Origin of the sequence: Halomicrobium zhouii (assembly GCF_900114435.1) — an archaeon.
Classification (GTDB): Archaea; Halobacteriota; Halobacteria; order Halobacteriales; family Haloarculaceae; genus Halomicrobium; species Halomicrobium zhouii.
In genome coordinates this window covers 1,536,322-1,550,190 of sequence record NZ_FOZK01000001.1, presented here as the reverse complement: position 1 = coordinate 1,550,190, position 13,869 = coordinate 1,536,322, and the positions used below count along the sequence as shown (strand labels likewise).

The window sequence follows — 13,869 nt, the reverse complement described above, 5'->3', positions numbered from 1 at the left end:
GTGCAAACCTGCAGTCACGACATAATCCTGACGACTCTCCGTCCCCGCTGGAACGGACCGACACGACACACTCGTTCGCCGCCATTCGACGGTTTGAAGCGCCCCGACCGACTTTTCGTTCACAATGACGCTGCGCGTGACGAACACGCTGACGGGTGAGAAAGAGGCCTTCGAACCACGGGATCCCGATTCGGTGCTGTTCTACTACTGCGGCCTGACGACCTCCGACCCCTCTCACCTGGGCCACGCGCGCGGCTGGGTCCACGTCGACGTGATGTGCCGCTGGCTCCGCTGGCTGGGCTACGACGTCCGTCACGTGGAGAACTTCACCGACGTCAACGAGAAGATCGTCGCCCGCGTCGGCGAAGTCGGTGACAGCGAGGCCGACGTGGCCCGCCACTACGTCCAGTCGGTCATCGACGACATGCGGGCGCTGAACCTCGACCGCGCCGAGGTGTACCCGCGGGTCTCCGAGCACGTCCCCCAGATCGTCGACCTCGTCGAGACGCTCGTCGAGAATGGGTACGCCTACGAATCGAACGGCTCGGTGTACTTCGACGTCACCAGCTTCGAAGACTACGGCAAGCTCTCGAACCAGCAGGTCGACGAAATCGAAGCACAGGGCGACCCCGACGAGCAATCGGAGAAACGTAACCCCGCGGACTTCGCGCTCTGGAAGGACGACGGCGTCGACCCCGCGGCCATCGAAAACCACCGCCACGAGGGCGCCGCACCGGCCGAGGAGGCCTGCGAGACCGCCCAGACCTGGAACTCACCGTGGGGCGAGGGCCGACCGGGCTGGCACATCGAGTGCTCGGCGATGAGCATGACGCACCTCGACGAGTCCATCGACGTCCACGCCGGCGGCCAGGACCTGGTCTTCCCCCACCACGAGAACGAGATCGCCCAGAGCGAGGCCGCCTCGGGCGAGCAGTTCGCGAAGTACTGGCTCCACGTCCGCCTGCTGGAGACGAAAGGCGAGAAGATGTCCTCCTCGCTGGGGAACTTCTTCACCACCCAGGCCGCCGTCGAGGAGTACGGCGCCGACGTCGTGCGGACGTTCCTGCTCTCGACGGCGTACCACAACCGCGCCGTCTACAGCGAGGAGACCATCGCCGAGGCAACCGAGCGCTGGGAGACGCTGGAGCGGGGGTACGAGCGAGCCGTCGACGCGTGCGACGACGTGGACGCCTACGCCACCACGCGGGACGAGTCGTTGCGAGCGGCGGTCGCCTCGGCGCGCGGCGAGTTCGAGCGAGCGATGAACGACGACTTCAACACCCGCAAGGCACTCGCGGCGCTGACCGAACTGGTCGGCGCGGTCAACGTCCACGTCGACGGCGCCGACACCTTCGACTACCAGGGCCTCCGGGAGACAATCGAGACGCTGGAGGAGTTCGGCGGCGACGTGCTGGGCCTCTCCTTCGGCGACGAGTCGGCTGGCGGCGACGTCTCCGTCGCCGAGGACCTGGTCGAACTCGTGCTCGACCTCCGGGAACGCGAGCGGGAGGCCGGGAACTACGAACGGGCCGACGAACTCCGCGACGAGGTCGAGGCCCTCGGCGTGGAGGTACAGGACACCGACGACGGCCCGACGTACCGGATCGAGTGACGCCACGCGACGGCCTCCGCAGTTCGTCTGTTTCGGTCGACACGTCGCCGCTCCGTCAGGATCTGTCCCCAGTGACGACCTTTATCGGTGAGTAACGCCTAGCAACCGGGTATGAACCGCCGAAAGACGCTGGGAATCGCGCTGCTGGCACTGCTCGTCGCGACGGCCGGCTGCGTCGACCTGGTACTGGGCAACACGCCGACGTTCGAATCCGCCGAGGCGAACGTCTCCGAGACGGCCCTCGACGGGTCGGGCTACGAGCTGTCCAACTCGGACACGCAGGTCATCTCCAGAAACGTCTCCGTCGCCGGGCAGGAACGGACCGTCCGCGTTATCAACCACGTCACGCAGTACAACCGGACGCTCTCGCTGGGTCCGTTCGGCGACCGGGAACTCGGCCGCGTCATCGTGTTCACGACGCCGCAAATCGAGATGGCTGGTCAGGCGCTGAATCCGGCCACGGACTGGTCTGAACGCCGCGTCGTGACCGAAGTCGCCCAGCAGTACGCCGGAATCGACGACGTCTCGCGGGACAGCAATCGGACGGTCCCCATCCTCGGGGCCGAGCGAGAGGTTGTGAAGTTCTCGGGAACGACGACCGTCGGCGGGGACGACGTCGGCGTCTACGTCCACGTGACCAAGTTCACCCACGAGGGCGACGTCGTCGTCGGAATCGCCGTCCACCCCCAGCAACTGCCCGACGAGGAAGACAGACAGGACGTCCTGCTCAGCGGCATCCAGCACTGAGCGGGACCGGCCGGTGCTGGGTGACGATCGGATCCCCGACGCGCCAACGCTTTTTGGCGACCGGAGACATTGGAGAGCCATGCCAATCACACGCGCTGGCGTGAGAGCGACGAGAACCACCGGTTCCCCATGATCACCGCTATCGTCTACGGCGACGGCGAGACGACCGAGTACGACGACCTCGCCTCGGCCAGGGCCGCCGCTGGCACGACCTGGATCCACGCGACCGAGGTCACCGACGCGGAACTCGATGCCATCGCTGACGAGTTCGACATCCACGGCCTGGCTATCGATGACCTCGGGAACGACGTCCGGGCGAAGACCGAGGAGTTCCCCGACCACACGTTCGTGCTGCTCAAGACCGCGACGCTGGCCCGCGGCGAGACGACGTTCCGGGAGGAGGTCGCCACCTCGCCGGTCGGGATCTTTCTCGGTGACGACTGGATCGTCTCCGTCACCACCGGCGCAGCACCCGTCGTCGAGCGCGTCAGGAGGGCCGTCGCCTCCGGCGACGAGCGCCTGCTCCACCGCGGCGCCGACTTCACCGCCTACCGAATCATCGACGTCGTCGTCGACGACTACTTCGACCTGCTGGACCGCATCGAGGACGAGATCGAGGCCATCGAGGAGGACGTCCTGGAGACCCCCGACAGGGCGACCCTCGAACGGATCAACAGCGTCCGACGCGAACTGCTCTCCTTCCGCAAGCAGGTGTGGCCCGCCCGCGAGGCCGTCGGCGTCCTCGCCCGCGGCGACCCCGACGAGGTCGACCCGGACACGGAGAAGTACTTCCGCGACGTCTACGACCACCTCGTCCAGATCGCCGACCTCACCGAGACCTACCGCGACCTGGTCAGCGGAGCGCGCGACATCTACCTCAACGCCCTCTCCCAGTCGACGAACGAAGTGATGAAGACCCTGACCGTCGTCGCGACCATCTTCATCCCGCTGACCTTCGTCGCCGGCGTCTACGGCATGAACTTCGATCCGGCCGCCAGCCCGTACAACATGCCCGAACTCGGCTGGGGCTACGGCTACCCGGCCGTCCTCGTCGTGATGGCCCTCATCGCCGTGGCGATGGCCGCTCACTTCCGGCGGCGTGGCTATATCTGAGATAGTTTCGGTGAGTGGTGGAACTACCGTGTTGATCGGTCAGTACCGACGGAACTACTGACGACGTTACCAACAACAAAGGAAAGCCCCGGCCTGCTGAACTCCCGCGGCTCGCTGCGTTCCTCGGCCTTCGGCCTGCGGTACTTACTTCGCCGGGGTTCGTTCAGCAGGCCGCCCCTTTCAGTCCCGCCCGTTTCTCCCGATTAGTCAGCCGACCCGGGCGGGAGGGAGCTTTCGGGCTGTTGTTTGTGGCTCCAGTAGCCGTCTCAACCCAAACTGATCAATCAAGTAGTTCTACTCCTCACGAGAGCGCCAGCGGACCCAGTAGCACGCCCATGCAGTTGGCTCGCTTGGCACCGAACCTTGCGGGGATGGACCCGACCACCGTCGCGACACCGAACGCCCCAATTCCAACGAAGCCGGCGAAGAGGAAGGAGAGTGCCACCAGCAGTGAGAGAATCCCGATAGCGAGGCGGTTCTGGTTCGCCCGGCGGGCCCAGTCGAGGTACCGGTCGCCCAGCACGGGAACGAGAACTGCCGCGACAACCGCGGCGAAACCGACGCTCGCGAGCAGGACCGGCAGGTCGATCGGGATGCCTGCGCTTTCGACGGCGACCAGCACGCCAGTTCGCGGGCTGCCAAGCGCGACCAGTGCGAAGAGGGCGAAGATGGCCGTCGCCGTGTTGACGCCGCTGGTCGTGACGACGAACGCCCGCGGGCCCGACCCGGAGAGGACGCCGAGCGCCGCCGCGGAGGCGATGGCCGCCGAGACGCCGGGGATGTACCCCACGATAGCGCCGGCGCCGGTCCCCAGGAGCGCGAGGGCGCCGACGTCACGGCGGGAGAACGCCAGCGTCGCGTCGTCCTGCGGCGGAACGCCGCCGCCACCGAGACTCTCGATCAGGACCGGGGCGCCGAACAGGCCCGCGAACAGCGGCGCGAGCATCCCGCCGACCGGGAGCGGTGCCTGCGGCGTGAGGTCGAGCGTGACGAAACCGAGCGCCGCACTGGCGACGAGCGTCAGCGTCGCACCGACCTTGCCGCTGGGCGTGCGTTCGGTGACGACCAGCAACACGGCCACGCCGGCGAGCAAGAGTGACAGGTGCGCCCGGATGGTCGGGTAGGCCCGCTGCATCGCGAGCGTGACCGGTATCGCGAGCGGGACCGCGAAGACGACGGCGAGCCCGCTTCCGAGCGCGGAGAGCCGGATCGCCTCGCGCCCGCGACCTGCGATGACCAGTCGGTGGCCCGGCAGCGCGCTGGCAGCCATCGCCGGGTCGGGCACGCCCAGCGCCAGCGCGGGGACCACGTCGAGGAACGTGTGCGTGGTGCCTGCAGCGAGCATCGTCGCGCCGACGAGGGTCGGCGGGCCCGGAACCGACGACGCGACGGCCGCGAGGCCGAGCGCGAACGTGTTGGCGTGGAGACCGGGCGTCAACCCGCTCGCCGTGCCGAGGGCGACGCCGGCCAGGATTGCGACGAGCACTGCGGCGGATCCCTCAGGGGAGACGACGAACCGGACCGGGAAGAGCATCTGGGCGCTCTGGTCCCGTCCTCAGTCATAAAGCTGCGGCCCCGTGGCAGTCACGTCAACAGCGCTGCCGCTCCCGAACCCGTCTCACGCAAAAGAAACGGCTCGTCGAACCGCTCTAACCGAAGAGTTCGCCGAGACCTTCGCCGCCTTCGCCGTCGTCCTCGTCCTCGTCGTCGCCTTCGTCGGCTGCCTCTTCCTCTTCGGCCGCTTCCTCCTCGTCCGCACCGCCGTCGTCGGAACCGCCCTCGGCGGGCGCTGCGGCGCCACCGGCCGCGACGGGCGCGGCGGCGGCCTCCTCGACGGCCTCGGAGATGTCGACGTCCTCGAGCGCGGCGACGAGGGCCTTGACGCGGGACTCCTCGACGTCGACGCCCGCTGCGTCGAGCACGTTGGTGAGGTTCTCTTCGTTGATCTCTTCGCCCGATTCGTTCAGGATGAGTGCTGCGTAAACGTATTCCATTGTTGTGTAGTGGGTGTGTTAGAACATCGCTCCGAGCGCGTCGCCAGCGTCCTCGTCGTCATCGTCGTCCTCGGCCGCTTCGGCCTCGTCGGATTCTGAGTCGGAGTCGTCGGCGTCGCTCTCGTCGGATGCGTCTGCTTCGTCGCTCGATTCGTCCTGCGCGGTCGCGGCCGGTGCCTCGACACCGCGGAGTTCCTCTGGCAGGGCCTCCTCGTCGTCGATCTGCGAGGCGATAGCGCGAACCTGCGCGTCGGCCTTGGTCACGAGGTCGGGCATGACGTCCGGGTCCTCGACGGCGGCGTTGATGGCGAGTGCCTTCGCGTCGCCGCTGGCCTGCTGCAGGAGCACGCTGGCGTTCTGCGCGGTGGGGTACTCGGCGTTGACCGAGAGGTTCCACGCGGCCGAGGCCGCTGCCTTGACGTCGGCCTCGTACTCCTCGACGTCGAGTTCGAGTTCCTCGGGTTCGAACAGCACGCCGTCGGCGAAGACGGCACGCAGGTCGAGGCCCACTTCCTTGGGCTCGATTCCGAGTTCGCTCAGGACGTTCGCGAGGTCGGCCGAGACCTCTTCGCCGGTCTCGAGGACCGTCGAGTCCTCCATGACCTTGATCGAACCCTCGTCGATACGCGCGTTGGCACCGACGTTCTGGAGTTCGCCGACGAACGGACCGGGGTCGACGCCGGTGTCACCCTCGGGGATGACGATGTCGTTCGGCGTGACCTCGCCCGCGTTGATCGGTGCGGGGGTCTTCGAGGCCTCGAGTTCCTTGAACAGCCCGAATGGGTTGTCGTTGGTCCCGATGAGACCGACCTGGCCGGAGACGTACTCCGCGAGCGCGCTCAGGTCCGCGTCGGCCTCGTCGAGCGCGCGCTTCAGGAGCGTGTTGCGCGAGACACGGAGTTCGGCGGAGCCGTGAATCTCGCGGCGCATGTCCTGGAGCTGGCGGCTCGGGATGCCGGCGATGTTGACGACGCCGACGCTCTCGTAGGAGTTCAGGATGTCGACGATGGCGTCGACCTCCTCCTGTTTCCACTGCGGAATCGTCTCGGTCTTGCGTTCTGCCTCGGCGCTCATATCAGGCCACCTCCACGGACGGACCCATCGTGGTCTTGATGTACACCGAGTCGATGTTCATCGGGCCCTTCTCGAGGTCGGCGTGAAGGCGCCGGATGATCACGTCGATGTTGTCGGCGATCTCCTCGGCCGACATGTCCTCGGCACCGACGCGGGTGTGGAACGTGCGGCGTTCCCCGCTCCGCATCTGGACGGTGTTTTTCATCCGCTCGACCATCTCGACGACGTCGTCGTCCGGACCGATGGGGTCCGGCATCTTCCCGCGCGGTCCGAGGACCGTCCCGAGATACCGACCGATGTTCTGCATCATCGCCTCTTCCGCGAGGAAGAAGTCGGTGTCGTCGGCCAGGTCCTTGGCCGCGTCGTCGTCGTCGCCGAGTTCGGCGAGTTCGTCGCCGGAGAGCACCTGGTCCGCGACGTCCTCTGCGCGCAGGGCGGTCTCGCCCTCCGCGAAGACGACGATGCTGGTCTCCTGCCCAGTGCCGGCAGGCAACACGACGCTCTCGTCGACGCGATTCGACGGTTCGTTGAGGTCTAGGTCGCGCAGGTTGATGGCGAGGTCCACTGTCTCGGTAAAGTTCCGAGGCGGGGCCTCCTCTAGTGCGCGAGAAACTGCGTTCTCTATGTTCTCGTCTGCCATTGTTCACCTCCGTAGTACGCCCGAAGGCTGCTACGGGTCAGTGAAACAGGGGTACTGTCGTCGGACGGAGTCGCCCGAAGCGACGGTACGGCCGCTGTCTCGTGCGGAACGAAGCCGATGCGACACTTAAAACCGTCGAACCGGAGGCGAGAGCAGCTGCTCGAACCAGTCGAGTCGACGGTCGAAAGAGAAGTTCGACCGAGCAGTTACGCAGCCGCTTCGCTCGCGAGGATATCGTCGTACTCGCCGGCGTCGACCTTCTGCTTGAACTCGCGGGCGTCGACGCCCTCGATGGTGACGCCGAGGGTGACGCAGGTGCCGACGACTTCCTTCGCCGCGTTCTTCGTGTCGTAGGCCAGCAGGTCGGGCTTTTTCTGTTCGGCGATCTGTTTGACCTGTTCGACGGAGAGGTCCGCGACGAAGTCCTCCTGGGGCTCGCCGGAGCCGGTGTCGAAGCCGGCCTCGTCCTTGATCAGCTCGGCCGTCGGCGGGACGCCGACTTCGATGCTGAAGGAGCCGTCGTCGTCGTAGTCGACGGTGACGGGCACTTCGGTGCCGTCGAACGCTTCGGTCTGGTCGTTGATCTCCTGGACGACCGCCTGAACGTCGACGGGCGTCGGTCCGAGCTCGGGGCCGAGCGGCGGGCCAGGGTTGGCCTCTCCGCCCGGAACGAGCACTTCGATAGTTCCAGCCATGTCTCACAGAACCGTCGCGCCGGTTTTAAGGATTGCTTTTCCCGGACGGCGCGTGCGAGCGACCCCCACGTCATCGTCGCTCGTTCGACGCCGGCCTGTTCACCCAGTGACCTTTTCCCTGCTGCAGCCGACCTTCCTGCATGCGCGTCGCCGTCCTCGGTGCCGGTTACGCCGGCCTGACCCTCGCCCGGAAGCTCCAGAATGCCCTGCCAGACGAGGCGACGCTGGTCGTCGTCGACGAGTCCGACTCCCACCTCGTCCAGCACGAACTCCACCGGGCCGTCCGCCGGCCCGCGCTGGCCGAGGAGATAACGATACCGCTCGAGGACGTGCTCGACTGCGAGATCCGGCAGGCCAGGGTCACAGACGTCAACCCGGCAGAGGGAACGGCGATGCTCGACAGCCAAGACGGCGAGGACGACGACGGCCACGGCGAAGAGCGGCTGGACTACGACGTCGGCGCCGTCTGTCTCGGCGCCGAGACCGACGACCACGGCCTGCCGGGGGTCGCCGACCACGGGACTCCACTCAAATCCCTCGCGCACGCACGTGAAATACGAGCGGAGTACCTGGACGTGCTCGACGCCGACGGGAGAGTTATCGTCGGCGGCGCCGGCCTGTCGGGCGTCCAGCTGGCGGGCGAACTCGCGGCGATGGCCGACGATCGGGGCGCCGACTCCGAGATACTCCTCCTCGAACGGCTCGACGCCGTGGCCCCGTCCTTTCCCGGGAACTTCCAGCGGGCCGTCCGCGACGAACTCGAACGGGCGGGCGTCGACGTCCGGACGGGCACAGCAGTCGAGTCGGCCGACGCCGACGCGGTCACGCTCGCCACCGGCGACGAGCTCGCCTACGACCAGTTCGTCTGGACCGGCGGCATCCGCGGCCCCGACGCGATGGACGCAGAACGCCCGGTAGTCCGCAGCGACCTGCGACTCGCCGGCGACACGTTCGTGGTCGGTGACGCCGGCCGGGTCGTCGACGTCGACGGGGAGGCAGTCCCGGCCAGCGCACAGACGGCCGTCCGCCAGGCCCGCGTCGCGGCCCGGAATATTACCGTCCTGGTCGACCACCGGCTCGGTGGCGGCGGCGGGTTCGCGCCCGAACTCGACCGCTACGAATTCGACTCCCCCGGCTGGCTCGTCAGCGTCGGCGACGGCGCCGTCGCACAGGTCGGCTCGCGCGTCCTGACCGGCCGGGCCGCACTGGCGCTCAAAACGTCGGTCGGTGCGGGCTACCTCGGCAGCGTCGGGGCCGTGGAGAACGCCGTCGACCTGGTCCGCGAGGAGCTGAACCTGACGGTCGAGGCGGACGAATCGGAGAGCGAGTCGGCAGAAGGGAACGGAAACGGAGACGCCTGAGACCCAGAACCAGAGTCAGTCGACTCAGTCGTCGCTGTGTTCGCCCGTCGCGAGTTCGATGGCGACCTCCGGGTCCGTCCAGATGACGAACTCGTCCTCGTCGTCGCGGTCGATGACGCCCTCGATGTAGTCGGCGTCGACCGGCGCGGCGCTGACCTCCGATTTCACGATGGGGGCGACCTGGCGGACCTCGTCGACGACCCAGCCGATGGCCCCCTGGTCCTCGAACTCGTCGGGCGCGAAGACGACCAGCAGCGACTCCGACCCCTCCTGGTCGATGTCGAGCAGTAGCTTCGGGTCCAGAATGGTCGTGATCTGGCCTCTGAGGTCGACGACCCCCTCCACGTACTCCGGCGTGTTGGGCACGCGCGTGATCGTCTCGCGCTTGACGATCTCCTCGACGTGGGCGATGTCGAGGCAGTAGTGCTCGTCACCGAGTGTGAACTCGAGCACGCGGACGCTGTCCTCGGCCACCGCCGCGTTCGCAGCGTCGGCGCCACGCCGGGTCGCCGGCGTCGCGGGTCCGCCGTCCTCGGGGTCCAGCACCTCGTCGGCGATGGCGGACTGGATCGAGGCCTCGTCGGGCAGTTCGACGCCGGTCGGCCCCTGCTGAACCTGGGCGGCCACCGCACCGTCAGCGGCGTCCGCTTCGACCGACGACTCCTGGGCGGCCGCGCCACCTCCGGCAGCCGGTGCGTCGACAGGCTCACTACCGGTGATCTGTGCGGCGGCCTGCGCTGCGCGCTGGGCGGCCGCGGCGGCGGCGTCCTCGTCGGCGCTCCCGTTCCCGCCCGGGTCGTCGTCGCTGTCCGGAGCGTCGGCGTCGGCGGATGTGTCGGTGTCAGCGGGTGCATCGGCGTCGGCGGGTGCATCGGCGTCGGCGGGTGCATCGGCGTCGGCGGGTGCATCGGCGTCGGCGGGTGCATCGGCGTCGGCGAGTGCGTCGGCGTCGGCGGGTGCGTCGACGTCGGCGGGTGCGTCGGCGCTACCGGCGCTACTCCCGGTGTCGTTAGTGGCGACGCGCTGGTCGACGGACCCGTCTGCGTCGTCGGGGGTCCCACCCTGGTCGCCGGAGGGACTGGCATCGTCGGCGCCGTCGCCGTCGGCGTCCGTCGCGTCGTCGTCACGATTCGCTCGCTGGCCCTCGCGCATCTGGCGGATGCGTGCGGCCCGGTCCATCCGTTCGTCCGTCTCGTCGGTCATTGTATCACTGTCATGCTGGAACGTTCTCGTAGCCGAATCGGTCGTCGAGCGACGCCGCGATCTCCAGGAAGACGTCCGCCATGTCCACCGACGCGTCGTACGCGAAGATGGACTGGCCGGCCGAGAACGCCCGCTGGAGTGCGACGCGTTTGCGGACCTGCCACACCGGGAAGTCCGTGAACACCTCCTCGAGCCACTCGATCATGGTCAGGTCCTCGTTGGTCTTCTCGACTCGGTTGGCGACGACGCCGAGGGTGTCGACCGTGATGTCGGCCTGCCCTTCGAGGGCGGCCATCTGGTCGATGAGTAACTCGATGGCCCGCTCGGAGGTGGCCTCGGTCAGCGCCGGCACGACGATGTGCTGGGTGGCGAAGATGCCCGCGTCCGTCAGTTTGCCGTAGAACGGCGGCGAGTCGACGACGACGTAGTCGTAGTCGTCCTCGACGTGCGCGATGGTCTTCGCGAACAGGTCCAGGGCGTGGGGGCCCTCGACGGCGTCCGGCGTGACGTTGATGGCCAGCGAGGCCAGGGCGTCGGGGTCGAGCCCCGTCTGCCCCCCCTTGGCTCGCGCGATGAGGTCGGCGATGGTCAGTTCGTGTTCGGCCTGGAGCATGTCGATGTTGCTCGGCAGGACGTCCATCTCCGGGTGCTCGACGATCAGGTCCGAGACAACCGACCGGCGGTCGGCCCGGGTCAGCGCGTCGAAGAGGGTCGGCGGCGCCGCGTCGTAGGCCTCGGTCAATCCCAGCCCCTCCGTCGCGTTGCCCTGCGGGTCCAGATCGACGAAGAGGACGTCTCGGCCGCGCTCGTTGAGCGCCCCGGCGACGTTGATAGCCACCGTCGTCTTGCCGGTCCCACCCTTGGCGTTGGTCACGCACAGGCGCGCAGGGCCGGCCGCAGTTTGCCTACTCATCGTCGAATTACAAGTCCCTGGTCCGTGTCGGATTATAAAGATACGCCCCCGATTATCAGCGACGTAATTCCCACTCCAGTTCAGTCGGCTATCGGCAACGGCCAAATTCCCGGTCAGCCGGCCGTCAGACGGTGTGCAAGATTTAACACGGAGTAGTGATACACGTACAGTATCATGACGATCAACCCGCGGGACTACGACCTCGACGAGCTGCGGAAGATGGCCAGACAGCAGCGTCCGAACGGCCTCGGCGAGGGCGAGGAAGCCGACCCGGCTGACCTCGACGTCGCCTTCGAGGGCGAGGAGGACGTCGCGGCGGGGAGTTCCTTCCGCGCCGGGCTGTACCGCGAACTCCTCCCGTTCCTCGACGACGAGGCCGACAAGCCCTACCTCCGGAGCCTCCCGCAGAAGTACGCCGCCGAGTTCGTCGTCTTCGAGTGGCTCGAGTTCCTGCTGATGCACTCGGGCTACCAGGGCGCCAGCGACGCGCTGGACTACTACGAGTCGACCGACTGGATCACCGAGGAGGTCCAGTCCGACCTGGCCGAGTACCTGCGTGGGATCGACGAAGCAGGCTCCAACGACGGCAACGACCTGGGCGTCGACGACCACATGCTCAGCCTGGTGTACATCGCGAAGCTGAACGCCATGGTGTAGATCTCGGCTTCGCCGATTCTCCCGATAGTTTCTCTCTCTCTCCTCTCTTGTCGCTTCGGCCTTCGATCAGTCGACGGCCACTCGCTTCGCTGCTCACGGCTTCGCCGTTCGCTCGGTCGGCGGTGCTCACTGCGTTCGCACCGCCCTGTCGGGACCGTCCGTCTCACGGTTCACTCCGTTCACCGTTCGATCAGTCGACGGCCTCTCACTTCGTTCGAGGCCGTCCGTCTCACGGCTCGTTTCACTCGCCGTTCGATCATTCGACGGCCCCTCGCTTCGCTCGGCGCCGTCCGTCTCACGGCTCGTTTCCCTCGCCGTTCGATCATTCGACGGTCCCTCCCTCCGGTCGGGACCGTCCGTCTCTCAGTTCTGATAGCTGCCGAGTAATGTATACAAACCCCCTCGCGAAATACGTCTTCGTATGAGCGAGGACGCCGACGAAGGCGCAGACGTCGACGGTGTGGACACGGACGGCGGCACGGTAACTGCCGGCGGCGGCACCCAGAGTACCGAACCTCAGTCAGCCGTGCCAGTTGGCGTGAAACTCGGGAGCACGCGCACGGTTATCTCCCGGCCCGACCGCGAGGCCGGCGACGAGATCATTCGGACACTGACCTGTCTGGCGACGTACGAGGACGCACTCACCGGCGAGGAGAAAGTCCTCTACGGCGAGGAAGCCGCGACGGAGTACCCCGACCGCGTGCAGTTCATGCTCCGTTCGGGTCTGCCGGAGGACGCCGATCGGGCGGACCTCACCCAGACGTTCTTCGAGGCACTCATCGCCGAGAACGAGCTGCCCCAGAACAGCGCCGTCGTGTACGCCATCCCGACCATCGACAACCCGCGCGGGCTGGACAACCTCCGCTACGTCATCGAGGACAGCTCCATCGGCAACGGCCTCGTCGAGAGCTACCCCGAGTCGCTGTGTGGCGCCATCCCCGCCTTCGGCGACGACCTGGAGGCCATCGACGAGATATTCGTGGCCATCAACCTCGGGTCGACGAACCTCGAAGCCTCGGCCTACCGCCGCGGCGAACAGCTCTCCCCCTTCACGACGGGCGCCGTCACCGGCAACGAGGTCGACCGCGTCATCGCCAACTACGTCGAGGAGGAGACCCAGGGCCGGGTCAACATCGACACCCAGACCGCCCGGGAGTACAAGGAGGCCCACGCCGACTTCGTCGACTTCGAGCCGTTCACAGACGTCATCCAGCAGCCCGGCGGCGGCTCCCACGAGTTCACCATCGAGCGCTCGGTGATGGACGCGGTCGACGAGTACCTCGACGACGTCGTCGAGGAGGTGGCCAACACCTTCCTCCCCGAACTCGCCAACGACTACATGAAGGTCTACCAGCTCGCGCTGGACCGACCCATCGTCCTCACGGGCGGGATGGCCTGCATCCCGGGCATCCTCGAGGAGTTCGAGCGACGGCTCAGCGAGGAGCTCCAGCGCGACGTCGAGGCCATCGCGGCCGACGAACCGGACATGGCGGCGACTATCGGCGCCCAGCGCATCGCGACGCGACTCGTCGAGAACAGCTAGCGGTCGACGCCGGCCCAGGTGCCGAGCCACCGGACGATCCGAGCCCGATTTTCCGACGTCGCGTCACTGGTCATCGAGAGAGCCTCGAACGTCGCGTCGTCTATCCGGACGGTCCGTGCCCCGCCGTCCCGTCTCGGCTGCGCCTCCGCGTGACAGTCCGTCGTCGCTCGTGCCATGAGTGTCGATGCTGACTGGCGCTCGTCCCGTAAAGGTGAGTCAGACGACCGTCTGCCAGACGTCCGCGCGTCCGCCCTGACAGGTAGCGCCCCGCCGTCTCGCCGGAGATTCGTTCTCCCCGACCGCCGTTAATTTTGCAC

At 67.3% G+C, this 13,869-nt stretch carries 14 protein-coding genes; 6 read left to right on the top strand and 8 right to left on the bottom strand.

Annotated features, from left to right (window positions below; translation table 11 throughout):
* The first annotated feature begins 124 nt into the window (after positions 1-124).
* From cysS to corA, 3 genes are all read left to right on the top strand, one after another.
* Positions 125-1,612 (top strand): cysteine--tRNA ligase, encoded by a 1,488-nt coding sequence (gene cysS / locus BM337_RS07210; protein WP_089815334.1) that lies wholly within the window; start codon positions 125-127, stop codon positions 1,610-1,612.
* Positions 1,613-1,723: 111 nt separating this feature from the next.
* Positions 1,724-2,359 (top strand): DUF6517 family protein, encoded by a 636-nt coding sequence (locus BM337_RS07205; RefSeq protein WP_089815332.1) that lies wholly within the window; start codon positions 1,724-1,726, stop codon positions 2,357-2,359.
* A 129-nt stretch (positions 2,360-2,488) separates the two neighbouring features.
* Positions 2,489-3,472: a magnesium/cobalt transporter CorA gene (gene corA, locus BM337_RS07200; RefSeq protein ID WP_089815615.1), complete on the top strand. Its 984-nt coding sequence runs from the start codon at positions 2,489-2,491 to the stop codon at positions 3,470-3,472.
* A gap of 301 nt (positions 3,473-3,773) precedes the next feature.
* Here corA and BM337_RS07195 read toward each other — a convergent pair whose 3' ends face one another.
* From BM337_RS07195 to BM337_RS07175, 5 genes are all read right to left on the bottom strand, one after another.
* The gene (locus BM337_RS07195) at positions 3,774-5,006 is read right to left on the bottom strand and encodes a tripartite tricarboxylate transporter permease (RefSeq protein WP_089815330.1); all 1,233 of its coding nucleotides are present in this window, start codon (positions 5,004-5,006) and stop codon (positions 3,774-3,776) included.
* Positions 5,007-5,121: 115 nt separating this feature from the next.
* Positions 5,122-5,466: a 50S ribosomal protein P1 gene (gene rpl12p / locus BM337_RS07190; protein WP_089815328.1), complete on the bottom strand. Its 345-nt coding sequence runs from the start codon at positions 5,464-5,466 to the stop codon at positions 5,122-5,124.
* A gap of 18 nt (positions 5,467-5,484) precedes the next feature.
* Positions 5,485-6,540, bottom strand: a complete 1,056-nt coding sequence (locus BM337_RS07185) for a 50S ribosomal protein L10 (protein WP_089815326.1) — start codon at positions 6,538-6,540, stop codon at positions 5,485-5,487.
* Position 6,541: 1 nt separating this feature from the next.
* The gene (locus tag BM337_RS07180; RefSeq protein WP_089815323.1) at positions 6,542-7,180 is read right to left on the bottom strand and encodes a 50S ribosomal protein L1; all 639 of its coding nucleotides are present in this window, start codon (positions 7,178-7,180) and stop codon (positions 6,542-6,544) included.
* Positions 7,181-7,386: 206 nt separating this feature from the next.
* The gene (locus BM337_RS07175; protein ID WP_089815321.1) at positions 7,387-7,875 is read right to left on the bottom strand and encodes a 50S ribosomal protein L11; all 489 of its coding nucleotides are present in this window, start codon (positions 7,873-7,875) and stop codon (positions 7,387-7,389) included.
* Positions 7,876-8,015: 140 nt separating this feature from the next.
* Between BM337_RS07175 and BM337_RS07170 the strand changes: the two genes are divergently transcribed.
* Positions 8,016-9,236: an NAD(P)/FAD-dependent oxidoreductase gene (locus BM337_RS07170; protein ID WP_089815318.1), complete on the top strand. Its 1,221-nt coding sequence runs from the start codon at positions 8,016-8,018 to the stop codon at positions 9,234-9,236.
* A gap of 24 nt (positions 9,237-9,260) precedes the next feature.
* On the opposite strand, the gene BM337_RS07165 is transcribed toward BM337_RS07170, so the two are convergent.
* Positions 9,261-10,439 (bottom strand): chemotaxis protein CheW, encoded by a 1,179-nt coding sequence (locus BM337_RS07165; RefSeq protein ID WP_089815316.1) that lies wholly within the window; start codon positions 10,437-10,439, stop codon positions 9,261-9,263.
* A gap of 10 nt (positions 10,440-10,449) precedes the next feature.
* Positions 10,450-11,352, bottom strand: a complete 903-nt coding sequence (locus tag BM337_RS07160; RefSeq protein ID WP_089815314.1) for a ParA family protein — start codon at positions 11,350-11,352, stop codon at positions 10,450-10,452.
* Between the two features lie 174 nt (positions 11,353-11,526).
* Here BM337_RS07160 and BM337_RS07155 point away from each other — a divergent pair, with 174 nt between their 5' ends.
* Positions 11,527-12,009 carry a FlaD/FlaE family flagellar protein gene (locus BM337_RS07155; protein WP_089815312.1) on the top strand — a complete coding sequence of 161 codons (483 nt, stop codon included), beginning with the start codon at positions 11,527-11,529 and terminating at the stop codon, positions 12,007-12,009.
* 421 nt (positions 12,010-12,430) lie between these two features.
* Entirely contained in the window at positions 12,431-13,552 is a 1,122-nt protein-coding gene (locus tag BM337_RS07150) for an actin-like salactin (protein WP_089815310.1), read from the top strand.
* Here the strand turns inward: BM337_RS07150 and BM337_RS07145 are convergent.
* Complete coding sequence (locus BM337_RS07145) at positions 13,549-13,728, bottom strand: hypothetical protein (RefSeq protein WP_089815308.1); 180 nt, start codon at positions 13,726-13,728, stop codon at positions 13,549-13,551. The two genes, BM337_RS07150 and BM337_RS07145, sit on opposite strands and share 4 nt — an antisense overlap.
* Between the last annotated feature and the right edge of the window lie 141 nt (positions 13,729-13,869).